21 protein-coding genes are annotated in these 24,628 nt (G+C 39.0%); 8 read left to right on the plus strand and 13 right to left on the minus strand.

Annotated features, from left to right (window positions below; genetic code table 11):
- The first annotated feature begins 347 nt into the window (after positions 1–347).
- Positions 348–800, plus strand: a complete 453-nt coding sequence (locus LBQ60_02890) for a hypothetical protein (protein MDR2036849.1) — start codon at positions 348–350, stop codon at positions 798–800.
- A complete protein-coding gene (locus LBQ60_02895; protein ID MDR2036850.1) occupies positions 797–1,696 on the plus strand; it encodes a class I SAM-dependent methyltransferase in 900 nt (299 codons plus the stop codon). The genes LBQ60_02890 and LBQ60_02895 overlap by 4 nt, the downstream gene beginning before the upstream one ends.
- A gap of 15 nt (positions 1,697–1,711) precedes the next feature.
- Here LBQ60_02895 and LBQ60_02900 read toward each other — a convergent pair whose 3' ends face one another.
- The 4 genes from LBQ60_02900 to LBQ60_02915 all read right to left on the minus strand — a co-directional run bounded on the left by LBQ60_02900 (position 1,712) and on the right by LBQ60_02915 (position 6,215).
- The gene (locus LBQ60_02900; GenBank protein MDR2036851.1) at positions 1,712–3,082 is read right to left on the minus strand and encodes a Gfo/Idh/MocA family oxidoreductase; all 1,371 of its coding nucleotides are present in this window, start codon (positions 3,080–3,082) and stop codon (positions 1,712–1,714) included.
- Positions 3,083–3,170: 88 nt separating this feature from the next.
- The gene (locus LBQ60_02905; protein ID MDR2036852.1) at positions 3,171–4,487 is read right to left on the minus strand and encodes a Gfo/Idh/MocA family oxidoreductase; all 1,317 of its coding nucleotides are present in this window, start codon (positions 4,485–4,487) and stop codon (positions 3,171–3,173) included.
- 27 nt (positions 4,488–4,514) lie between these two features.
- Positions 4,515–5,228, minus strand: a complete 714-nt coding sequence (locus tag LBQ60_02910; protein ID MDR2036853.1) for a YebC/PmpR family DNA-binding transcriptional regulator — start codon at positions 5,226–5,228, stop codon at positions 4,515–4,517.
- Between the two features lie 3 nt (positions 5,229–5,231).
- On the minus strand, positions 5,232–6,215 hold the full coding sequence (locus LBQ60_02915) for a hypothetical protein (protein MDR2036854.1): 984 nt from the start codon (positions 6,213–6,215) through the stop codon (positions 5,232–5,234).
- A 173-nt stretch (positions 6,216–6,388) separates the two neighbouring features.
- Here LBQ60_02915 and LBQ60_02920 point away from each other — a divergent pair, with 173 nt between their 5' ends.
- From LBQ60_02920 to LBQ60_02935, 4 genes are all read left to right on the plus strand, one after another.
- Positions 6,389–7,297: an alpha/beta hydrolase gene (locus LBQ60_02920; GenBank protein MDR2036855.1), complete on the plus strand. Its 909-nt coding sequence runs from the start codon at positions 6,389–6,391 to the stop codon at positions 7,295–7,297.
- Between the two features lie 17 nt (positions 7,298–7,314).
- The gene (gene gldG / locus LBQ60_02925; GenBank protein MDR2036856.1) at positions 7,315–9,015 is read left to right on the plus strand and encodes a gliding motility-associated ABC transporter substrate-binding protein GldG; all 1,701 of its coding nucleotides are present in this window, start codon (positions 7,315–7,317) and stop codon (positions 9,013–9,015) included.
- Positions 9,016–9,125: 110 nt separating this feature from the next.
- Positions 9,126–11,024, plus strand: a complete 1,899-nt coding sequence (gene dnaK / locus LBQ60_02930; protein ID MDR2036857.1) for a molecular chaperone DnaK — start codon at positions 9,126–9,128, stop codon at positions 11,022–11,024.
- A 618-nt stretch (positions 11,025–11,642) separates the two neighbouring features.
- Positions 11,643–13,010, plus strand: a complete 1,368-nt coding sequence (locus tag LBQ60_02935; protein ID MDR2036858.1) for a TrpB-like pyridoxal phosphate-dependent enzyme — start codon at positions 11,643–11,645, stop codon at positions 13,008–13,010.
- A gap of 76 nt (positions 13,011–13,086) precedes the next feature.
- Here LBQ60_02935 and nadC read toward each other — a convergent pair whose 3' ends face one another.
- From nadC to nagB, 3 genes are all read right to left on the minus strand, one after another.
- Positions 13,087–13,935 (minus strand): carboxylating nicotinate-nucleotide diphosphorylase, encoded by an 849-nt coding sequence (nadC, locus tag LBQ60_02940; GenBank protein MDR2036859.1) that lies wholly within the window; start codon positions 13,933–13,935, stop codon positions 13,087–13,089.
- Positions 13,932–14,336 carry a DUF4783 domain-containing protein gene (locus LBQ60_02945; GenBank protein ID MDR2036860.1) on the minus strand — a complete coding sequence of 135 codons (405 nt, stop codon included), beginning with the start codon at positions 14,334–14,336 and terminating at the stop codon, positions 13,932–13,934. Before LBQ60_02945 ends, nadC begins: the two co-directional genes overlap by 4 nt.
- A gap of 282 nt (positions 14,337–14,618) precedes the next feature.
- Positions 14,619–16,556: a glucosamine-6-phosphate deaminase gene (nagB, locus tag LBQ60_02950; protein MDR2036861.1), complete on the minus strand. Its 1,938-nt coding sequence runs from the start codon at positions 16,554–16,556 to the stop codon at positions 14,619–14,621.
- A gap of 1,070 nt (positions 16,557–17,626) precedes the next feature.
- Here nagB and LBQ60_02955 point away from each other — a divergent pair.
- Together LBQ60_02955 and LBQ60_02960 are read left to right on the plus strand one after the other, a co-directional pair.
- Complete coding sequence (locus LBQ60_02955) at positions 17,627–18,439, plus strand: histidine kinase (GenBank protein ID MDR2036862.1); 813 nt, start codon at positions 17,627–17,629, stop codon at positions 18,437–18,439.
- Positions 18,414–19,178: a LytTR family DNA-binding domain-containing protein gene (locus tag LBQ60_02960; protein MDR2036863.1), complete on the plus strand. Its 765-nt coding sequence runs from the start codon at positions 18,414–18,416 to the stop codon at positions 19,176–19,178. The genes LBQ60_02955 and LBQ60_02960 overlap by 26 nt, the downstream gene beginning before the upstream one ends.
- Positions 19,179–19,394: 216 nt before the next feature.
- On the opposite strand, the gene LBQ60_02965 is transcribed toward LBQ60_02960, so the two are convergent.
- From LBQ60_02965 to serS, 6 genes are all read right to left on the minus strand, one after another.
- Positions 19,395–20,186 carry an aminotransferase class IV gene (locus LBQ60_02965; protein MDR2036864.1) on the minus strand — a complete coding sequence of 264 codons (792 nt, stop codon included), beginning with the start codon at positions 20,184–20,186 and terminating at the stop codon, positions 19,395–19,397.
- A 32-nt stretch (positions 20,187–20,218) separates the two neighbouring features.
- On the minus strand, positions 20,219–20,689 hold the full coding sequence (locus tag LBQ60_02970) for a 23S rRNA (pseudouridine(1915)-N(3))-methyltransferase RlmH (GenBank protein MDR2036865.1): 471 nt from the start codon (positions 20,687–20,689) through the stop codon (positions 20,219–20,221).
- 32 nt (positions 20,690–20,721) lie between these two features.
- A complete protein-coding gene (hflX, locus tag LBQ60_02975; GenBank protein ID MDR2036866.1) occupies positions 20,722–21,939 on the minus strand; it encodes a GTPase HflX in 1,218 nt (405 codons plus the stop codon).
- Positions 21,940–22,009: 70 nt separating this feature from the next.
- On the minus strand, positions 22,010–22,699 hold the full coding sequence (locus LBQ60_02980) for an energy transducer TonB (GenBank protein ID MDR2036867.1): 690 nt from the start codon (positions 22,697–22,699) through the stop codon (positions 22,010–22,012).
- 118 nt (positions 22,700–22,817) lie between these two features.
- The gene (locus LBQ60_02985) at positions 22,818–23,501 is read right to left on the minus strand and encodes an energy transducer TonB (protein MDR2036868.1); all 684 of its coding nucleotides are present in this window, start codon (positions 23,499–23,501) and stop codon (positions 22,818–22,820) included.
- Between the two features lie 260 nt (positions 23,502–23,761).
- Positions 23,762–24,628 (minus strand): serine--tRNA ligase (serS, locus tag LBQ60_02990; protein MDR2036869.1); only part of this gene is annotated, 867 nt, incomplete at its 5' end.

Consider the following 24,628-nt stretch of genomic DNA (forward strand, 5'->3'; position numbering starts at 1 on the left):
TTTACAAACCCAACTGTACATTTCCAAGTAGAACAGATTTTCCGCACCATTCCATATCAACTACAAATAAATACCCATTTAGTAGATCTGTTCTTCAGCCCATTTTTTATATGCAATATTACAGAATAAAAAGCAAATTACGTATTTTCAACTTAAAGATATAGGATCAGAAATGACAATTATTAAAGGTTCTTCCGGAAAACATATCCGAAAATTATATCTTTGTTCCCAATACCATATCAGACATTATGTTTCCCTGTTGCATCATAAAAAACAACCAGATCAGTGTAAATAACCGGATAGTCTTCCAAGCTTCCGATCATACTGATTTTGGAGTATTTATTAAAATGGCTTTCAAACATCTGGATATAGACTATCCTAAATTTTATAAGATGGATCGCTTATGTAAACTGGGATTTCTTGCTGCAGAGTATTTGTTTTACGGAGATCCGGAATGTCATCCGGAAGAATCTACAGCTATCATATTGGCTAATTCTACCGGATCTCATTACAGCGATATGAGGCATTATGAAACCATCAGGGATCCTGAAAATATACAACCCAGTCCTTCTGTGTTTGTATACACACTCCCCAACATTGTTATTGGCGAAATCGCTATCCGACACGGAATAAAAGGAGAAAATGCTTTTTTTATCTGCAGGGACAAAGAAGAAAGCACTGTCCAGGATTATGCCAATACTTTACTTTCCAACCATATCACCCGTTCTTGCCTTACCGGATGGGTGGATTATTATCATGATACGGATTATCTCGCCGAACTTTTCTGGATAAAAGCATGAGCATTAAATTACTTACCCCAAAACATTGGATCGATTATGAACTGATCGATTCCGGCAATTTCGAAAAACTGGAACGTTTTGGTAAATATATCCTGTCACGTCCGGAACCGCAGGCTGTATGGAACAAATCCCTTTCCGGAAAGGATTGGGATGATATGGCTCATGCTGTCTTCCGCAAAGAAACCGGAAAAGGCAACCAACATGAAAATGACCGCGGTGAATGGATACTCCGGAATGGCATGCCACAACAATGGTGGATACAATACCAATATGCCGGAATGTCACTACGGTTCCGGCTCGGATTGACCGCATTCAAACATGTCGGGATCTTCCCCGAGCAAGCAGAAAACTGGAATTTCATATATGATCAGATCAAAAGTATGCCTGTAACATCCCCACGGTTATTAAATCTTTTTGCATATACAGGTGGCGCTTCGTTAGCGGCAAAAGCAGCAGGAGCCGATGTTACCCATGTAGATTCCGTCAAACAGGTCATCAACTGGAGCCGTGAGAACATGGAGGCGAGTCGTCTTTCGGATATCCGATGGATCGTAGATGATGCGATGAAATTTGTCCGCAGGGAGATCAAACGTGAAAAGCAATATCATGGGATTATTCTCGACCCGCCTGCATATGGACGTGGACCGGAAGGAGAAAAATGGATACTGGAAGACAGCATCAATGAATTAACAGGACTCTGCTGTAAATTGCTGGTCCCGCAATCATCATTCCTCATCTTAAACCTTTATTCAATGGGGTTCTCGGCTTTGATTGCCGAGAACCTGATCAGATCCTTCCTTCCCGACATTAAAAGCGAATACGGGGAATTGTTCCTTCCGGACCGGTCCGGGAAACAATTACCACTGGGCGTATTCGTAAGAGGAATTAACGGATAATATATTTAAGGTTGATTACACTTTTGGCAATTTCCAGGGAGAACGATAATAAGCCTTAGCTAACTGATTGGCCTTTTTATTATCAAAAGTATTGGTTTTGTTGTCCCATTTAAGTGCACTTCCTACACGGCTGGATATGTTGCCCATATGACTCAGGATAGCTACTTTTGCACCAATCTCTATGTCACATTTGGGGAGTTCCCTTGTTTTAATACATTTGAGCATATTACCCACGTGATTGTATAATCCTTTCCCTTCACCTTTTTTCCAGGAAACTGCTTCCATCCGTGGTGTAGCTTGTTTTCGTTCCGCATCACAAGGATAGCAATAGGGAAATATACGGCCATTATTATTCAGTTCAGGACGAACCTCCCATCCTCCCCTTGTCAATAATAATGTTCCATTCTCCCCAAAAAAGGCAACTCCTTCTTTTTTGTCAAACAATCCGGTTCCAATGCCACAGGCATGGTCCCAAATAATATTAAAATCAGGATATTTATAGGTGACCATCAATGTGTCCGGGGTTTCCATTGCATCATCAGGATAAGCATATTTTCCTCCAGCTCCGTATACATATGAAGGTAAGCCGACATTCATCCCCTCAAGTGCGTAATCTAATAGATGTACACCCCAGTCTGCCATTAACCCCCCTGCATAATCCCAGAAAAACCGGAAGTTATAATGAAACCGATTGTCATTATAAGGCTTTTTAGGTGCGGGTCCAAGCCACATGTCATAATCGACACCAGCAGGCGGATTTGAATCTGGAACTACCGGAAGTGTCCATTTACTGGGTTGATAGGCCCAGACTTTTACAGTACGGACGCGTCCTAATTTTCCACTCCGGACAAATGCGGCTGCTTCGTCCCAGTGCGGATCACTACGTTGCCATTGTCCAACCTGTACAATACGGTTGTATTTCCGTGTCGCCTTCACCATCAGGTTACATTCTTCAATCGTATTGGAAAGCGGCTTTTCAACATAAACATCCTTACCGGATTCACATGCTGCTACCAATGGAAGGCAATGCCAATGATCAGGAGTTCCTATAATAACCACATCCACATCTTTGTTGTCAATTACTTTCCGCCAATCTTTCTCCAACTGTGGTGGCTTTTTTCCTGTCTTTTTTTCGATATCGGCAGCACGCTTATTCAACCATTCATCATCAATATCACAAAGTGAAACACATTCCACTTCCGGATATCGCAGGAATGCTTCTAAATTACTCCATCCTTGATTACGACAACCGATGAGCCCTACTTTTATTTTGTTACTCGGGGCTTTCTGACCAAAGACTTCGGACAAGCCTCCGGAAACAAATGAACCAGCACTGATTACTGCCGCTCCCATTAGTGTGTTTTTTAAAAAATTACGTCTTTCCATAATCATTATTATTGGGTTTGCTATTTTGCCTTGAATCTCCGTGTCCGCACACGGATCTTACTCCACAAAAGGTTTTTAAAGAATATTATTATACTTTCGGTAATTTCCAAGGAGAACGATATTGGGGAACCAGATAAGCATTGGCCCCTCTATCGTTGGTAAATTTTGTTCCGTTCCATACCAGTTTTTTCCCCGTACGGTATGCAATATTCCCTAATTGAGAAAATTTCGCAATATGTGCGCCTATCTCTATACTGGCATTTGTATTCCTGTTCCGTGCCTTAATGCACTCTAAATGATTTTTCACATGTAAATTTAAACCTCCTGCCCCATATCGTCTGGTAAAAGGAATAGCCTCCATCCGTTGTTTGCCATTTACTTTTTCAGGAATTACTTCCCATCCATCACGGTTAAGCACTAATGTACCATTTTCCCCAACGAAACCCAATCCATGATTACGGCCATAATAACCGTCATCAATTCCAATGGCATGATCCCAAAAAACAGTAAAATCATCAAATGTATAGATGGTCTGTAACAAATCGGGGGTCTCACAGGCATCATCAGGGTAGCCAAATTTACCTCCGGAAGCCATAATATTGTTGGGTGTATGCACATTCATAGCGTAAAGGGCATAGTCCAGTAAATGAACTCCCCAATCGGTCATTAGGCCGCCGGCATAGTCCCAAAACCAACGAAATGTAAAATGAAACCGGTTTCTGTTGAATGGACGTTTTGGTGCTGGCCCTAACCACATATCATAATCCACTCCCTGAGGAACCGGTTCATCCGGTTTTACCGGAATTGACGGACACCAACCCTGATATGAAAATACCCTTACCGTTCGTATTTTCCCCAATTTCCCGGATTGAACATAATTAACCGCATCCTGCCAATGCGGGTCACTACGTTGCCATTGTCCAACCTGAACAACACGATCATATTTTTGTGCCGCCTTTACCATCAGATTGCATTCTTCAATACTATTCCCGATAGGTTTTTCACAATAAACGTCCTTTCCGGCTTCACATGCTGAAACCATTTGTAGGCAATGCCAGTGATCCGGTGTTGCCACGACTACCAGGTCGACGTTTTTATCATCGATAAGTTTTCTCCAGTCCTTATATAAATTAGCTGGTTTTTTTCCACTCTTTTTTTCAACATCCTGCGCTCTTTGGTGTAGTGGCTGATCATCGATATCACATAATGCAACACATTCAACTTCCGGTTGATCCAGAAATGAATTTAAGTCACTCCATCCCATACCCTTACAACCTATCAGACCAATAGAAATCCTTTCAGAGGGTGCCACCTTTCCTTCAAGGGCGTACAAAGAACGTGGAACAACTACTGACGCTGCTCCCAGTGCAAGAATCTGTTGTACAAAATCTCTACGGTTACTCATAGGATCGGTCTTAATTTAGTTCTTTATTTAGTTCTTTATATTATGAAAAACATTCTGAACATCTTCATCTTCTTCAAATCGGATAAGGAGTTTTTCTATTTCTTCAGTTTGTTCATCGGTCAATTCTTTTGTATCAAGAGGGATGCGTTCGAATTCACAACTCAACACATCAAATCCATTGTCTTCAAGATATTTCTGCAATGCTCCATAAGAGGAAAATTCGGCATAAATAATAATCTCCCCATCATCCACAAAAATCTCATCAACACCAAAATCAATCAAATCAAGTTCAAATTCTTCCAGATCAATCCCTTCTTTTTCCTTTACCTTGAATACACATTTGCGTTCAAACATGAAATCAACAGATCCGGATGTCCCTAGTGAACCGTTAAACTTATTAAAATAACTACGTACATTGGCTACTGTACGGGTAGGGTTATCAGTTGCTGTTTCCACCATAATGGCAATCCCGAAAGGACCATATCCTTCATAGACAATTTCTTTATAATCTGCCTGATCCTTCGAAGTTGCCTTTTTGATAGCCCTCTCTACATTCTCTTTAGGCATATTAGCCTCACGACTCATCTGGATCAATACCCGTAAACGGGGGTTATTGTCAGAATCAGGTCCACCCTCCTTGACTGCAATCGTAATATCTTTACCTAGTTTGGTAAATGTTTTGGCCATATTGCCCCACCGTTTCATTTTCCGGGCTTTCCGGTATTCAAATGCTCTTCCCATAGATCAATTGTTTGCAGGATTTTCTTTAATTAATGTCCAGATTTTTTTCCGGAATTGCCAGATAACAGCACAAACAAGCCCAAGTCCTGCCCCAATTAATCCCCATTTTAATGCACGAGAAGTCATCGGCTGTTCCTCCTGAGATAAGGGAGTAAAATCCTGAACAATAATCATCACATCTTCATTATACATTTCCAAATCTCTCTCCAAACCTTGTTTTTTGTTATAAAGCGCCAGTAGATCCTCATGAAAAAGCTTCGCTTCCGGTTTTATTAAAAAATATTCTTTTGTGGAGTTTGAAAATGGATTCTGCTTGTATTGAAAGCGCTGAAGATCATCTATTTTTTGTATCTCAACTTCCAATTCTGAAATATATGACTTTTTCTGTGCTTGTGAAAGCTCATGCGATCTATTGATATATTGGTTAGTTTTAATATATTTCATTATATGTTCACGCAACATTGGAAATATGTCTTCATCAAGTACTGATGCTTTAAGAAATAAATAGGAAGGAACACGTACCTGGTTGGTGTCCCTTGGATTATAAGTTTCGTCATAATCTGCTTCAATAACCCCGCTTTTATTGTAATCAATACCATAATATGCTTTGATGGATACCACTTTCCGGGCATCTTCTTCGGTGATCCCGATAAAATTGGCAAGAATTTTCGGTTTGCCATTTGTAGCAGCCAGCTTATTGATATGATCGATCACCACCGAGTTATCCACATCTCCGGTACGGGCCTCCAAAACAGAAGAGTAAACAGTAGGTGTAAGGACATAGTATAGAATCCCGGCAATAGCGCCTAATGCTGCAAATGACACAATCCATCCCAATTTCCGAATAATAAATATGATGATGGATAAGAAAAAATTCCCTATCTGGATAAGGAAGGATACAAATGCACTCCATACCCGGGAACAAAATTCAAAAATATCTATCTCATCAGATTGGTTTTGTTTTTTCTGTATTTCAGAATTTTCCATTTTTTAAATTATAAATTTGATATATCAGGCATCAAAAATAAAAAGATTTCTTTAATTTATTGTGATTATCGATTGAATTATATTCGGCACCTACTGTAATTATCTTATCACTCCTTATGTCGGTATTTTTATTAATTTTGTAATCACTTTTTAGTAATTATTCAAAAGATACAATGAAACGCCTTTTCACATCATTATCTATCATATTAATGATCAGCAATATAATCATTGCCCAAAAACCTATTGAGATGCCATTATGGCCCAAAGGCGCTCCTGAAAGTAATGGAATTAATGAAACTGAAATTACCGAAAACAACTTTTTTGTACGTAATATCAGTGAAGGATCAATGTTTGTCTCCCATCCGGAAAAGAAAAACAATACAGGGGCAGCTGTGGTAATTTGTCCCGGAGGAGGTTATGCAGGAGAAGCCATCTACCATGAAGGACATGATTTTGCAAAATGGCTTGTTGAAAAAGGGGTGACAGCCATTGTCTTAAAATATCGTCTGCCCAATAAAAAGCATTTTATTCCTTTAAAGGATGCTCAACGGGCATTACAAATAGTCAGGTATCACGCGGAAGAATGGGAGATCAATCCGTTAAAAATCGGCATTGCCGGATTTTCTGCTGGAGGCCATCTGGCATCTACAGCCGGAACGCATTTTAATGCAGGTAATCTTTCTGCGGCCGATCCCATTGAACGAGTAAGCAATCGCCCCGACTTCATGATCCTTTTTTATCCGGTCATTACTATGAAAGAGGAATTTACCCATATGGGATCCCGTAATAATTTGATAGGTAATAACTATAATGCACAATTAGTCAAATTATATTCTAATGAGGAACATGTTACGGCCGAAACTCCTCCAACCTTTCTTATTCTGAGCGATGATGATAAAACAGTAATACCACGTAATAGTATTGAGTTTTATTCGGCTTTAAAACAATATCAGATCCCTGCTGCTTTATACATTATTCCATCAGGAGGACATGGTTGGGGAACCAATCCTGAAAAAGATCAATTCAAAGAATGGAGTATCCCTTTGAGTGATTGGCTACTCAAAACAATCATAAAAAAATAACCATTCTTAGTATCAATATGAAAAAAAGAAATATTCGTCGATGCGTTATTGGGATACTGGCATTACTGTTGCTAGGACTGATTTCATCCAGGTATTTTTTCAGGATCGACCTTACTACAGAAAAACGATACACACTCTCTGATGAGACAAAGCACATATTGCGCCAATTAGACGCTCCTTTGTATCTTGATATTTATTTAGATGGTGAAATGCCTGCAGAATTCCGCAGATTAAAGAATAATGTCCGTGAAATACTTGATGATTTCAAAAGCTATTCACGAGACAGGTTATCTTATCATTTCATTAATCCTTCGGATGCCGTTGATACCAAAGATAGGGAACATTTCTATCAAGAGCTGGAAAAAATAGGGCTTCGTAAAACCAGCGTGAATATAACCAATAAGGATGGTAATCTATCGCAACAGACTATTTTTCCCGGAACCGTTATCTCGTATAAAGATCGGATGGTGGCTGTTAATCTACTGAGTGATAACAGGGTATTATCTCCAGATGTAATATTAAACGCATCCATTGAATCTCTTGAATACGAATTAATTAAAGCCATTCATCTGTTGAGTGTCGATAGTATCGGGAAAATAGCCTTTATTATCGGCCATGGAGAGCTTAGCCGGGCTGAAACTTATGATTTTGCGTTTGAATGTGCCAATTCACACGACGTGGATCGAAAAATCATTGACGGACAAATAGATGCATTAGATGATTATAAGGCCATAATCATTGCTAAGCCTCAGAAAGCATTTGAGGAAAAGGATAAATATATCATTGATCAATATATTATGCGTGGAGGAAAAGTAATGTGGCTGATGGATGCAGTTGATGTCAATACTGATAGTTTATTCTCGATTGGATATACATTTGCATTGGCTTCTCAACTTAATCTGGAAGATCAATTATTTAATTATGGAGTGCGTGTCAATCCCTACCTGATACAAGATGTCAATAATAATGGTATCCCTGTGACATTGGCAGATGGTTCTTCGCAGCCTACCCCAGCTCCATGGTTGTATTATCCCGTAGTTACCCCTTCTGCAAATCATGTAATCACTAGATATTTGAATCCGGTATGGTTACGTTATGCTAATGATATTGATACGGTAGGAAGTAGCTCTGATATTACTAAGACAGTTTTATTACAATCCTCCCAGATTTCACGTATTAAAACTGCTCCATTCATGATTTACCTTGACGAAGTCACTCAAATCATTGATAAAAAGCAATTTAATAAACCACATAGGATTACTGCAGTTTTACTTGAAGGAAAATTCCCATCATTGTATCGCAGCAGGAATGCAAAGAGCCTTTTCCCCGATCTCGATAAAAAGCAGATCACATCTAGTGTCGAGACTAAAATGATTGTTGTATCTGACGGTGACATTGCCCGCAATGACGTTCGCAATACTCCCCAAGGACAAGTTGCATCCACTAATCCTCTCGGCTATGATCGCTATAGCAGACATCCATTCGGGAATAAGGATTTCCTGGTAAATGCCGTCGACTACTTAACCGATGATGCAGGATTAATGAAACTACGAAATCGTGAATTCCAACTACGTTTACTCAATAAACAGAAAGTGGCGAAGGAACAGGTAAAGTGGCAAATAATCAATGTCGTACTTCCTGTTATCCTTATTATATGCGGAGGTATCTTATATGGCCGATGGCGCAAATACAAGTACGGCCGTATCATTGGCAGGTGACTTTCTGACAGAATGTCGCATTTATAGGTCAAAAATCCGGTTGGCATAATCATTGAATAATATCAGATGAATATTTAATCAGATTTTTAACTTAAAATTATATACAGAAAATGGGTAAGATAATAGGTATTGACTTAGGCACTACTAATTCATGCGTTGCTGTAATGGAAGGGAATGAGCCGATCGTTATTCCCAATAATGAAGGTCGCAGGACGACACCTTCGATTGTAGCTTTTGTTGAAAATGGTGAACGGAAAGTAGGCGATCCCGCAAAACGACAAGCCATCACTAATCCGAAAAATACAGTGTATTCCATTAAGCGATTCATGGGTGAAACGTATGCACAGGTAGGTAAGGAAGTAGGCAATGTAACTTATACCGTTGTCAATGAGAACAACATGCCACGGGTACAAATCGGTGACCGGAAATACACTCCGCAGGAAATTTCAGCAATCATTCTTCAAAAAATGAAAAAAACGGCTGAAGATTATCTTGGACAAGAAGTTTCGGAAGCAGTAATTACCGTACCTGCATATTTTAATGACTCTCAACGTCAGGCGACTAAAGAAGCCGGAGAAATTGCAGGCCTGAACGTCCGCCGTATAATTAATGAACCTACGGCTGCAGCTCTGGCATATGGAATGGATAAAAAACACCAGGATATGAAAATTGCTGTTTTCGACCTTGGTGGTGGAACATTTGACATTTCAATCCTGGAACTTGGTGATGGCGTATTCGAAGTAAAATCGACCAATGGTGATACACATCTTGGTGGCGATGACTTTGACCAGGTAATCATTGATTGGTTGGCAGAAGAATTTAAGAAAGATGAAAATATAGATTTACGGAAAGACCCGATGGCTCTGCAACGGTTGAAGGAAGCTGCAGAAAAAGCTAAGATCGAATTATCTAGCTCAACCCAGACTGAAATTAATCTTCCGTATATCATGCCGGTAGACGGCATTCCAAAGCATCTGGTAAAAACATTAACCCGCGCCCAATTTGAAAAATTAGCGGATAAATTGATCCAGGCTACATTAGAGCCATGTAAAAAAGCGTTGAAAGATGCAGGTATGTCTGTCTCCGATATCAACGAAGTAATTTTGGTAGGAGGTTCCACCCGTATTCCTGCTATTCAGGAACTGGTTGAAAAATTCTTCGGAAAGGCTCCATCCAAAGGCGTAAATCCGGATGAAGTGGTTGCCATTGGCGCTGCAATTCAAGGTGGTGTTTTGACAGGAGAGGTAAAGGATGTTCTTTTGTTGGATGTTACTCCTTTATCACTTGGTATTGAAACATTAGGAGGAGTAATGACCAAATTAATTGAAGCCAATACCACTATTCCCACCAAAAAGACGGAAGTTTTTTCAACAGCTTCTGACAATCAACCTTCGGTAGAAATACATGTATTGCAGGGAGAACGCCCTATGGCAAATGGAAATAAAACTATCGGAAGATTCCATCTGGACGGTATACCACCAGCCCCTCGTGGTGTTCCACAGGTTGAGGTCATGTTTGATATCGATGCCAACGGAATATTGAATGTATCGGCAAAAGACAAAGGTACCGGGAAGCAGCAGAGTATCCGTATCGAAGCATCTTCCGGATTAACCGATCAGGAAATACAACGAATGAAGCAGGAGGCAGAAGCCAATGCTGAAACCGATCGCCAGGCCAAGGAAAAGGTCGACAAGATGAATCAGGCGGATAGTATGATATTCCAAACAGAAAAACAATTGAAAGAGTTTGGAGACAAGCTTCCAGCCGACAAGAAAGGCCCTATTGAAGCTGCACTTTCCAAACTGAAAGAAGCACATAAGGCTGAAGATATCCCAGGCATCGATGCATCGATGCAGGAATTGAATACGGTATTCCAGGCCGCCTCTGAGGAAATGTATAAGGCAGGAGCCCAACAACAAGGACAACCCGGACCGGATGCCGGTCAACAGGGAGGAAACCCTAAGAATGATGACGAAGTGACTGATGTTGACTTCGAAGAAGTGAAATAACCACTTTCAATCAGAGATATAGAAATCAAGAATCCGCTGTAAGCAAATTGTTTACAGCGGTTTTTTATGTATAAGTGATTGAAAAATGTGATAAATAAAAAATACGATTTGACTTTTAGGTCTGCTAAAAATCCATTATTATCACCTGTAATGGATAACATCTATTTATTTACATAATTTTATAAAACATTTATATGATAACACAGTTACATGTGACAGTCTGGATTTTTACTATTTGCATATTATGTACCAATTTTGTTCATAGACGAATTGGGATGTTAAAACTTAAAAACCACTTTTCTTTATTCGGTTTATCTTGCTATACTGTAAAACGATCTCCCAATATCAATATCATTGACCTTGATGCTACTTTGAATTTCTGACAATAGTTGTTTATAAAAAATTTGTTTCATGATATTTTTTTATATATTTGCAGCAATAAAAAATGCAATATGAATGTAGCAATAAATACAATTTTTTGGTGGTGGCAAATATTGTTCGGCGAACAATAAGCCCTGTTGTGTTTATTCCAAACATATAAAGCCTGTTGTTCGTCGCAACAGGCTTTTTTATTTTCCATTTTTTGAAAATAATTCAATCTCATAAAAACCAAGAACAATGACAAAGACTAAAAAGTTTGTGTTGAATGAATCGGAGATACCCACACAATGGTACAACATTATGGCGGATATGCCCAACAAACCGATGCCAATTCTGAATCCCGGAACCAAAGAAGCATTAAAGCCCGAAGATCTGTTTCCCATTTTTGCAGAAGAACTGTCAAAACAAGAACTGAATCAGAAAGATGCCTGGGTTGATATCCCTGAAGAAGTACGTGAACAATATAAGATCTATCGTCCTACTCCTTTAGTACGCGCTTATGGTTTGGAAAAAGCATTGGACACCCCCGCGCATATTTATTTCAAAAACGAAAGCGTGAGCCCGGTAGGATCGCATAAGCTAAATTCAGCTTTAGCACAGGCTTATTATTGTAAAGAACAAGGAGTGACCAATATCACTACAGAAACCGGAGCCGGACAATGGGGAACCGCTTTGTCATTTGCTGCAAAGGTATTTGGCCTGGAATTGGCTGTATATATGGTGAAAGTGAGTTACGAACAAAAACCTTATCGTCGCTCATTGATGCAAACCTGGGGGGCGCAAGTTATCTCGTCGCCTAGTATGTCTACCAAAGCCGGCCGAAAAATCCTGACCGAAAACCCCACCTATCAGGGAAGCCTGGGAACGGCTATTTCAGAAGCTATAGAACTCGCATTGCAGACACCCAATTGTAAATACACATTAGGTAGCGTACTGAATCATGTAGCTTTACACCAGACAGTAATCGGATTAGAAGCTGAAAAACAAATGGGAATGGCAGGAGAATACCCGGATATCATTATCGGGTGCTTTGGCGGCGGATCTAACTTTTCGGGAATATCTTACCCTTTCATGCGGCATAGTTTCAAAAACAACGGACCCAAAACCCGTTTCATTGCAGCTGAACCTGCATCCTGTCCGAAACTTACCCGTGGTGTATTCCAATATGATTTCGGAGATGAGGCTGGTTACACTCCACTATTACCCATGTATACATTAGGACATAATTTTGCTCCCGCCCATATTCATGCCGGAGGATTGCGTTACCACGGCGCAGGGACCATTGTCAGTCAACTGATGAAAGACAAATTGATAGAAGCCGTAGATATCAACCAGTTAGATTCTTTCAAATCGGGAATTCTTTTTGCCCGTACCGAAGGAATCGTACCTGCTCCTGAATCTTGCCATGCTATTGCAGCTGCCATCAACGAAGCACTTAAAGCAAAAGAAGAAGGAGTTCAAAAGAACATCCTTTTCAATCTTTCCGGACATGGGTTAGTTGATATGGCTGCCTATGACCAATATCTGGCAGGGGACTTAACCAACTATACCCTGACAGATGAAGACATCGCAAAAAACATCAATGAATTGGAAAAGATCATTTAAGCATTTAGCTACCTAGCAAAAAGAGACAGCTTTTATGAAGGCTGTCTCTTTTGTTTTTCAATATTTCATCCTATTTTTAATCAATGGCTTTCAGACTCATATCCAATCCCTTGACCTGATGAGTAAGTGCGCCCACTGAAATATAGTCGACCCCACAGAGTGCGTAGTCTCGAATGTTGTCCAATGTAATGTTCCCCGAAGACTCGATCTCATATTTTCCATCGATCATTTTCACCGCTTTTTTTGTGGTATCTGTATTAAAGTTATCCAACATAATACGATCCACTCTATTATGCCTGAGAATTCGTTCAATGTCGTCCAAGCTACGGGCCTCGATTTCAATCTTTAAAGACTTCTTTTTTTCTTTAAGATATTCATGTACCCGGTCAATAGCATTTTCAATTCCTCCTGCAAAATCAATATGATTATCTTTTATCAGAATCATATCAAATAATCCGACACGATGATTAACCCCACCCCCTATATGGACAGCTTCCTTATCTAATAAGCGCATACCCGGAGTAGTCTTACGTGTATCCAGCAACTTTGCTGACGTACCCGCTATTTTTTCGACATACTGCCGTGTTTGGGTTGCTATTCCGCTCATATGTTGCATTAGGTTCAACACAAGGCGTTCACACTGAAGTATGGAGATAACGGTTCCTTTTACAACAAAAGCCACATCACCCGGATTTACTATTGTACCATCTTTAATGTAAATTTCTACCTGTAAAGAAGGATCGAATTGACGAAAAATCTGTTGTGCTACTTCAACACCTGCCAATATACCGGACTGTTTGACCAGTAATTGAGCTTTACCCTCTTGCTCGTGAGGAATACAAGCCAAAGACGTATGATCTCCGTCTCCGATATCTTCCTTAAATGCACTATCTATAAATGCTTTTAAATAGTCTGGATCAATCATAAGCCCTCCTGCTCACCAATTTCTAATCTCAATTGGTGTATTTGATTATTTTTCATGTATATGGATATCCTGTAACGTATTCCGTTATCGTTGGTTAAGTCCCCGATATAGTTACGTTGTGAGTCGTCTTTAGATCCATTACCGTGTTTGTCCTTATATTTAAAGTTAGGACCATTAGTATCAAAAAAATTCTTCAGTATTTTTTCAGCCTGTGATTTTCCATATACCCCTGAACTTTGCGTAAGTATTAACTCCACCGAAGAATAAAAATGCTTACTTATTTCTTTCGAATTGCCAGTTTCCAAAGCTCGCACAATATCTGCGGGTAACTTATTCTGCGTTTGCGTAAATGCAACACAAGTCCAAAACAATCCTGCAATCAATATTTTACTACACTTCATTAAAAAAACACTTTACAATCAAAATAAGATAATATACGATAATTTCATATATCACAAAAAATACTTCAAAAATTGAACCAAACGTAAAAATTGAGTCCAAATGATATGATGGTACAAGATATGAAATTAATATTTATCGAATGGTTCTTTTTTATAAAAGATATCAACAACAAGTATTACAAGAACCATTTACTATCTCATTTCCAGCCGATTCAAAACATCAGATATGTACAGAAGTATATATGTATATGCTACATACATCTACACATATCTGACATTTCCTTATTCTATTTCATGCCGGACAAAAACTTCGATAGCCTGATATTCCGCCATACCTAATTTATCATACAGTACTGCTGTCGCATGGTTCCTTTCTTCCGCTCTTTGCCAGAATTCCCGTGGATCTGCACCTGGAAATACCGGACCATTATTTTGTGAAGAATGCTTATAAATAGCTTTACGTTTGATCAATACTTCTTCCGGACTGAGCGGAACAGCCATATCCACCTGATCAATATCCCATTCTTGCCATGCTCCCCGGTACAGCCATAAACGGCAGTCTTTCATCCAAGGTTCTTCTTTCAATTCATGTAATGCTATAAGTATAGCATTGATACAAACCCGATGGGTACCATGCGGATCGGAAAGATCCCCAGCCGCATATATTTGATGAGGTTTGATCTCTTGTAACAGATCAATAATAATTTTAATATCGGCCTCACTTAATTCGCTTTTTTTCACAGTGCCTGTTTCATAGAACGGCATATCCAAATAATGTACATGATCTTCGGGGACTCCCAGATAACGGTCAGCTGCCTTAGCTTCACTACGGCGAATGGCTCCTTTAAGTTTCCTTACCTCCGGAATATCTGGCTCTCCAGGCTTTTTATTAGTTAATTTTTTAGCCAGCTTTTCATAAATATTTTTTGTATCGGCACCACCTAATTCAAAAATCTTACTGAATTGATTGCCGAAATCAAGAAAGCGGATAACATCATCATCAAAGACCGCAATGTTACCGGAAGTCTGATATGCTACATGGACATCGTGTTTCTGTTGAACCAGACGGGCAAAAGTCCCACCCATGGAAATCACATCATCGTCAGGGTGTGGACTGAAAATAACTACTTTTTTCGGATAGGGTAATGCTCTTTCCGGCCGGGTACTATCATCGGCATTGGGTTTTCCTCCCGGCCATCCGGAAATAGTATGCTGCAAATCATTAAAAACATTAATATTAATCATACTTGCCGGCCCGAATTCGGCATTCAGGTCACTCATACCATTATCATTATAGTCACGATCGGTAAGTTTCAGTATGGGCTTTTCCGTTTTTTGACATAACCAAACTACTGCTTTACGGATCAAACGATCATTCCAGTTACAAACACCCACTAACCAAGGAGTTTTCATTCGTGTCAATTCCGATCCAGCGGCTAAATCAAGTACAATTTTTGCATTGGTGTGATTCTGTAGATAAGAAGTCGGAAGGCTATCTGTTATTGGCCCTTCTACGGCACTTTGAATAATACGTGCTTTCCCTTCTCCCCATGCCAACAGAACTATTTTCTTTGCAGCCAGAATCGTACCAAGTCCCATTGTAATAGCCCTCCGCGGAACAAATTCCTCTCCAAAGAAATCAGCAGCAGCGTCTACACGGGTAATAGAATCCAGCGTTATTAAACGCGTAGGTGAATTTACCATTGAACCTGGCTCATTAAACCCAACATGTCCGGTACGGCCAATGCCTAATATTTGCAGATCTATCCCGCCCAGACTGGCAATCTTTCGGTCATATCCGGCACAAAAAGAAGCAACGTGTTCAGGAGCTATGGATCCGTCAGGAAAGTTAATATTTTCCTTAGGAATATCAATATGATCAAATAAATATTCTTTCATATACCGATAGTGGCTTTGCAATGCGTCCGGTTTAATTGGATAGTATTCATCAATATTAAACGTATGGACATTCTTAAAACTAATGCCTTCCTCCTTATGTATCCGTACTAATTGTTCGTAAAGTGCAGATGTAGTCGCCCCGGTAGCCAGTCCGAGTACAAATGGTTCTCCCCGCAATGCTTTTTTCTGGATCATTTCAACAATATCCTGAGCTACTTCTAAAACAGCATCATCCGCATTGGCATATATCTCTGTAGGCGTTTTTTCATAACGTCTGATGGCTTCATACGAGTTCACCCCTTCTTTTAGAACGGGTTCCATTTTTTGTCTGTAATTATATATTTTCATAAAATACAATATTTGGTTTAGTTCATGGTATTGGACAAAGATACATATGCTGCTTTATCAACAACATAATAACATGAAACAAATTTAGCATTATTTCCTCAATAAAAAAACGATAATTATCAATTCAACTTATAGGAATTCCTAAAAGCCGATCAATATTTCTTACATTGAAATAATGTGAAACAAAAAAAATAAAAAATGGAAAAAAATAGTAAGTCTGTTGTAAAATTAAAGTAGAAAGAGTCGGCACATGCCAACTCAATCTAACAAACCAAACAATTATCAATTAAACTAACCTTAAAAGCTTAAAAAATGCTCAAAATCTTCATGAGCATTGTATGTTTGTTAACGGTCTTCGTTATAAAAAAACAGTCGCCCAGACTACCTTGTAGTTGCGACTCGCTTCTTACAACGTGGTTCTGTACTTACGTACAAAAAAAGAATTTCTGATTAGACCGAAATTCTTATTACCTTTCGTTGAAAAGCTACTGGTATTAACCTTAGTTTTCATGGTAATAAATTATTAAATTAAAGAACTGCTAAATACAACACAAATACCGTGCCAAATTTTCCAAAAACAACGAATAACAATCATTAAATTTGAGGTTATTTATTTTAGCTGATATATTTGTCACTTCAGTACCTCAGAATGTTCTTCCGGTAATTATTTTTTTTTTAGCGTAGATTTATCCGGTACATTTGTAATGTATTATAAACTATATTTTTTATCATGAAAATTAGTAAAACCTGAATAAATGCGAAAAAAGGAAAAAATATTCCATTATGGGCATGGACTTGCTTGGCGTTTATCTGTATTTATTAGTATAATTCTGGGGTTTATTATGCTACTGGGATTTCTATACGCCAAATTGAGGGATATAGGTAATGGGGTTAAGATTTTTGATATTATTGGCATAAATCTCCTATTGCAGTTCCTGATAAATGCGGTTATGCTCTATATATTATTCAGGTATCAGTTCTGGGCAATGCAAGCCCACAGGAATCCACGAAAGCGATTTTTTTTGACCGTAATTGGCTCTTTTTTGCTGGTTCTATTCTTAAGCCCTCTATTTGCGAAATGCCAGATTTGGTTGTTCAATGAGAATCCGGCTTCGCCTAATGCTCATCTCACGTTCAATTTTGTTAAAGATCTGATCGTTTTAGTGATTGTTTTTCTGCTGACTGCTTTAACATTCATGTGGGAGCAACGTCAGAAGACCCGGTTGGAAAACCAGAGGCTCCTCACAGAAAACCTGCAGAATCGTTATGATGTCCTCAAAAACCAGGTAGATCCTCATTTTCTCTTTAACTCACTTAATACGTTGAATGGCTTGATCGGCTATGATGATGATAAAGCTCATGAATATGTAGACCAACTGTCTTTAGTATTCCGGCATACCATGCATAATAAAGAAATATTGTCATTAAGCGAAGAGTTGGATTTTACCATGTCATATATATATCTGATGAAGATACGTTATAATGATAGTTTACAATTGATCACCAACATTGATGACCTTTACCTTGATTATTATATTTTACCCTGCGGATTACAATTATTAATAGAAAATGCTATCAAGCATAATATAGTCAGTAATAAATATCCGCTGGAGGTGACGATTGAGACCTCCGGTCATGATACGATTCTTGTACGAAACAATATACGCCGGAAGCCGGAAGTGGAAGCCGGAAGTGGAGTGGGACTGGCCAATCTTAACGAAAGGTATCGACTTCTGTTCCGTAAGGAGATAATCATTAAGGACATGGATGGTATTTTCAGTGTAGAGGTCCCTCTGATCAAAGAAAAAGAAAAACCAAAAGTAATACAAGATGAAAGCTATTATTGTAGAAGATGAATTTGTAGCGGCACAAACCCTGCAACGTTTAATCGCAGAAGTAGACAAAGAAATTGAGATAATAACGGTTTTACAGAGCGTGGAAGACAGTGTGGAATGGTTTTCATCGAATCCGGCCCCCGATTTGGTTTTCTTAGATATTCATCTGGCCGATGGTTCATCCTTTTCTATTTTCGACCAGACGACCATCAATTGTCCGATCATATTCACTACAGCTTATGATGAATATTCCTTAAAAGCATTTGAGGTAAACAGCATTGACTATCTGCTCAAACCAATCAATAAAAAAGGATTGGAACGGGCTATGTTAAAGTTGAAGAATCTTACATTCAAACAGGACAATATGGATTTGATTAACAATCTGCTGGCCACCCTAAAAGAAACAAAAGAGAACTATAAAACTCACTTCCTTATTCCCCATAAGGACAAACTGATCCCCCTTGCTGCAGAAAAGATTGCTTATTTTTATTCTGAATTCAAAATGGCGAAAATCATCACCTTTGACCAACATATTTATACTGTGGATACTTCGTTAGATGAAATTTCTAAACGGTTGGATCCTTCCCTGTTTTTTAGAGCAAACCGTCAATATATTCTATCACACCATGCTATCAACGATATTTCCGTCTGGTTTGGCAGCAAACTATCAATTAATTTATCCGTACCCACTGCAGATAAAGTAATTGTAAGCAGGGCAAGGGTCCCGGAATTTAAAACTTGGTATACCCGCGAAGGTTAAGAAAACATATCAAAAGTCTTTGAATAATTAAAAGAAAAAAGGGGCATATGCCCCTTTCCCATTAACACACACAGAAACTAGATTCATTTACCGAACCTTGACTCTTAACCTTTAAATATTAAATATAACATAAGAACGTATATAACGGGAAGCAAACTTCCGATATATATAACACGGAAAATGAAAAAATGTTCAGAAAAAAGTTTATTTTTTATTCTATTTTTTTAATCCGGTCATTTCATCATAACGATCCATGATTTTACGAACAACCGGATCGAGAGGATCAAACTTTAACTCATCAATCTCGGCTACAGGCAACACTTTAGGTGAAGTCCCGGATATAAAAGCAGCACTCATTTTGTTAAGATGAGATACCTCTACTCGTTTTTCCAGAAGAGGAATAGAAAGTTCATGGCATATTTGCAGGACATATTTCCGGGTAATACCTGGTAAAACATCAACTTCCGGAGCTGTGTATACCACCCCATTATCAACCATAAAAAAGTTGGACCGGGCGCCTTCTGTAATATAACCGTCAGGATGAACCAAAATAACCTCATATACTCCTTTTTCTTTTATGATCCGATCCACCTCACGGATAAACGTTTGCTGTATGACCTTGGCATTAGGATTTTGCCTTTCGGCGTAAAAAAGAGTTGAACGGAAGCCTATAGAATAAAGATCTTCAGAAGGATAACGATGGGGTATGAAGAAAAATGCATAATGCCCAATTTTTCCCTCCCGATAGGAAAATTCTAACTTAATATTGCCGCTTTTTACTTTATTTATTTTTAAAAGCTCTTCCAATTGTTGTTTGAAATTAATATCGGGAGGCAATGTAACCTTCGCCAATTTTGCAGAATATTGCAGTCGTTCAAGATGATCTCCCAGGAAAAGAAATACTCCGTTAGTTACACGTATAACCTCATATAAGATGCCGTATCTTTCCTGGGGATAAGAATTGACAGGTTCTGTCCGGCCATCGAATATCATATATTGATAAAGCATATCAAACTGATCTTTAAGTGAATAATGATGATTTAAGAATGATGGTATGATTCGCCTTTAATAATAGTAAATGCTCGATATATCTGTTCACATAGTAACAGACGGATCATCTGGTGTGAAAATGTAAACTTTGAAAAAGATATTTGTCCGTTGGCTCTTTGGTATATCCTCTGTGAAAAACCGTATGGTCCACCTACTACAAAAACAAGATTTTTTATACTTGAAGACATTTTCATTTGGAGAAAAGCGGCTAACTTTTCCGAAGAATATTCTGTTCCATGCTCATCTAATAAGTATACTTCATCAGACGGATCAATCCTGCCAAGAATGGCCTCTCCCTCCAAAACCTTCTGCCTTTCAACATCGTGTTTCGGTATATTTTTTAACATAATAACTTCAACTGAAAAAGATATATAATGTTTTAATCTTTTTTCATATACAGCTATTCCCTCCTGTAACCAGGATTCCGATGTCTTGCCAGTCCATATAAATGTGATTTTCATTGAAAAATCCAGGTTCGATAATATTAACAGGATTATTCGGAAGATGGGTTAAAATACACTGCCGGATGTTGTTCATAAGGATAACGCTGAGCATGTATCGTCCGCACTTCCTGAAACAGGATGCTCTTAAGTTGTTCAATATTTTGTTTCTGCTTGGCAGATATGAACACACTCAATTGATCATTCCGGGCCATCCATGTTTGTTGCAATTCATCAAGACTGATATTTTCTTTGGTTTTCGGAGTTAGGTCATCTTCGTCTTTGGCTATATACTGATACCTATCTACCTTATTGAAAACCAAAATGGTCGGTTTATCCTGAGCCTTAAGATCGAGCAAAGTTTGGTTAACCACTTCTATCTGTTCCTCAAACCGTGGATGTGAAATATCCACAACGTGGGCCAGAATATCTGCTTCCCGAACTTCATCCAAAGTAGATTTAAAAGACTCTACCAGATGATGGGGTAGTTTTCGTATAAACCCGACAGTATCAGTAAGTAGAAACGGCAATGTATCAATTACGACTTTTCTAACTGTGGTATCCAGCGTAGCAAAAAGTTTATTTTCAGCAAAAACTTCCGATTTGCTCAATAGATTCATTAATGTGGATTTTCCCACATTGGTATAACCGACCAAAGCTACACGAACAATGTTCCCCCGGTTTCTTCGCTGAACGACCATCTGATTATCAATTTTCTTCAACTGTTCTTTCAACTTGGTGATTTTATCACGAATAATACGCCTGTCGGTTTCTATCTCCGTTTCACCCGGTCCGCGAACCCCAATCCCTCCCTGCTGACGTTCAAGATGGGTCCACATTCTCGTCAGGCGAGGAAGTAAATATTGATATTGTGCCAGTTCTACCTGGGTTTTGGCATAAGATGTTTGTGCCCGTTTAGCAAAAATATCCAGGATAAGATTGGTACGATCCAGTATTTTACATTCCAACTCCCGTTCAATATTCCGTAACTGAGATGGGGTCAGGTCATCGTCAAAAATAACCAGATCTATTTCATTTTCCTTAACATATTCACGTATCTCGTTCAGTTTCCCGGTTCCGACAAAAGTGGAAGGATTTGGGGTTTCCATGCGTTGAATGAATTCTTTTACAGGAATTCCACCGGCTGTCTCCGTAAGGAACGCCAATTCTTTAAGATATTCTTTTGCTTCGGCTTCTTTTTGCTCAGAAGTGATGATACCGACCAAAACTGCTTTTTCTATTTCCTTCGCTGTACTGATATTTTGCGACATAAATAATATAATATTTACAAAAAAAAAGCCCTGACTTATATGTCAGAGCTCCTATATACATTTTACAAGTTTAATTTTGTAATCTAAAATTAACAGGGAAAGTATATCTGACTTTTACTGCTTTACCTCTTTGTTTTCCGGGAGTCCATTTAGGAGAAGACTTTACAACCCTTAATGCTTCCGCATCTAAAGAGGGGTCCTGACCACGAACAACTTTAGCATCAATAACGCTTCCGTCTTTATCAATAACAAATTCGATATACACCCTTCCTCCAAGACCATTTTCCTGAGCTACAGGAGGATAAACGGTGTTTTTAGAAACATACTCGCGAAACCCTTCATCTGCCGGTTTACCATTAAAAAGAGGCTTGTCTTCAATAACGGCAAACAGGAACTCTTCTTCTTCTTCTTCCAACTCGGCTTCTTCATATTCAACAATGTCAATTTCAAGATTCTGATCGGCTTCAACGTCAATCTGAAAATCACTCTCTACCTGCACATTGTCATCAACGATAGACAAAATATCCGCCACTTTAGGTGGTTCCGGAGCCGGTGGTGGCGGTTGATCCTGACGGGTTATAGGAATAATCTCCTCTTCAATAGCGGCTTGCACCGGCTTGAAGTCGTCAGATATCACCCTGGGAGATGTTTGCCATTCAAAGGCAAGGAGCACGAAGCCCAACGCAACCAACATACCTATCTCGATAAACATGGTGCGTTTCTTTTCTAAATTCGCTTTATCACTTTTCTTCAGTTCCATAACGATTAACTTTTTAGGTGTGTAAAAATATATATTTTTATACTCAAATACAAAAAATATTATTTTTCATTAAACTTTTTATACGCTCACGTACACTAATCTACTGTCAAAGACCAACTTACCGCAATCTAAAAACTATCGGAAATGTATATTTTACCTTCACCGGCTTTTCCCGTTGTTTTCCGGGAGTCCATTGAGGCGAAGCCATAATCAAACGTAATGCTTCTTTATCTAATACCGGATCCGCCCCACGCATCACTTTGGCATCCGTAACATTCCCCTTTGCGTCTACTATAAATTCTACAAATACTGTTCCAAAAATACCATTTTCAATGGCAACGGCCGGATAGTCCAAATGGTCTTTGATGTATTCCCGGAAACCGATTTCAGCCGGTTTACCGTTGAATAGTGGGGGATCTTCTACAATAATAAAAAAATCAGGCTCAGGTTCTTCATCGAGCTTGCTGCTTGTAAAAAGATCTTCTGGTAAAATATTTCCTACCGGTTCGACGTCAATGATTAAAGTACTATTATCCAACTCAACTGTGTTATCGACGATAGCCAGGTTATGACTGGGAAGAGCCGGTGCTGGAGGTGGTACTTCCGGTGTTTTCGTCCTGATCATGTCGATATCATCAATATCGATTCTTGAAGCAATATCCCACGTAATATCAGAAATACGGGGAGCTGCCTGCCACTCAAATGCCACAAAGATAAATCCTAAGGCCGTCAATAATCCTATCTGAAAAAACAAGCTGCGTTTTTTCTCTAGGTTCGCTCGATTAGTTTTCTTGGTTTCCATAACAAAAAAATGAACGGTTTTTGATTGCTCACACAATCACAAAAAATCACATATCCATGACTGTTTATCTTCAACAGTCAAGTAAATAACATCGGCGCCTGATAAGAACTTAATGAATCTTTCTAATTTTTGTTGATTCCCTATTAAGCCAGAAACAAAAATTATGCCTGAATTGTGAAAAAATGTTAAAATATCCCAAATAGTGCAAATGAGAGCAGCATATATTAAACATGTAGTGCAAATGCACTACATGTTTAATATTAGTCAATATGTGAAAATCCTGTATAAGTATGTAACGGCTCGGGAAGAAGAATGCCTTCCGGAGTTTGACCGTTTTCAAGCAAAGCAGCAACTATACGGGGTAAAGCTAAAGCACTGCCGTTGAGGGTATGTGCCAGTTGAGGTTTTTTATTATTCTCATCCCGGTAACGAAGTTTTAAACGATTGGCCTGAAATGACTCGAAATTAGAAACAGAACTGACTTCCAGCCACATTTTCTGAGCGGCGGAATAAACTTCAAAATCATAGGTCAAAGATGAAGTAAAGCTCATATCTCCTCCGCATAATCGTAAGATTCGATAAGGCAAACCAAGCTTTTGAACCAATGATTCAACATGTTGTACCATCTCATCAAGCGCTTCATAAGAGCGGTCAGGATGTTCCAGACGAACGATCTCGACTTTATCAAACTGATGCAAACGATTCAATCCACGTACATCTTTACCATATGAACCTGCTTCACGACGGAAACAAGGGGTATAAGCGGTCATTTTTACCGGAAAATCCGCAACATCCATGATCACATCACGGTATATGTTGGTAACAGGGACCTCTGCAGTAGGAATCAGGTAAAAATTATCCATGGTAACATGGTACATCTGTCCTTCCTTATCCGGAAGTTGCCCTGTACCGAATCCTGAATCTTCGTTCACCATCAGAGGAGGAATCACTTCCTGATATCCTGACTTTTGCGCCTCATCTAGAAAAAAACTGATCAGTGCGCGTTGTAAACGGGCGCCTTTTCCTTTATAAACCGGAAATCCGGCACCGGTAAGCTTTACGCCTAACTCAAAATCTATTAAGTCATATTTTTTTGCCAAATCCCAGTGAGGCAAAGCGTTTTCCGG

Source organism: Bacteroidales bacterium (assembly GCA_031275285.1).
Lineage (GTDB): Bacteria > Bacteroidota > Bacteroidia > Bacteroidales > UBA4181 > JAIRLS01.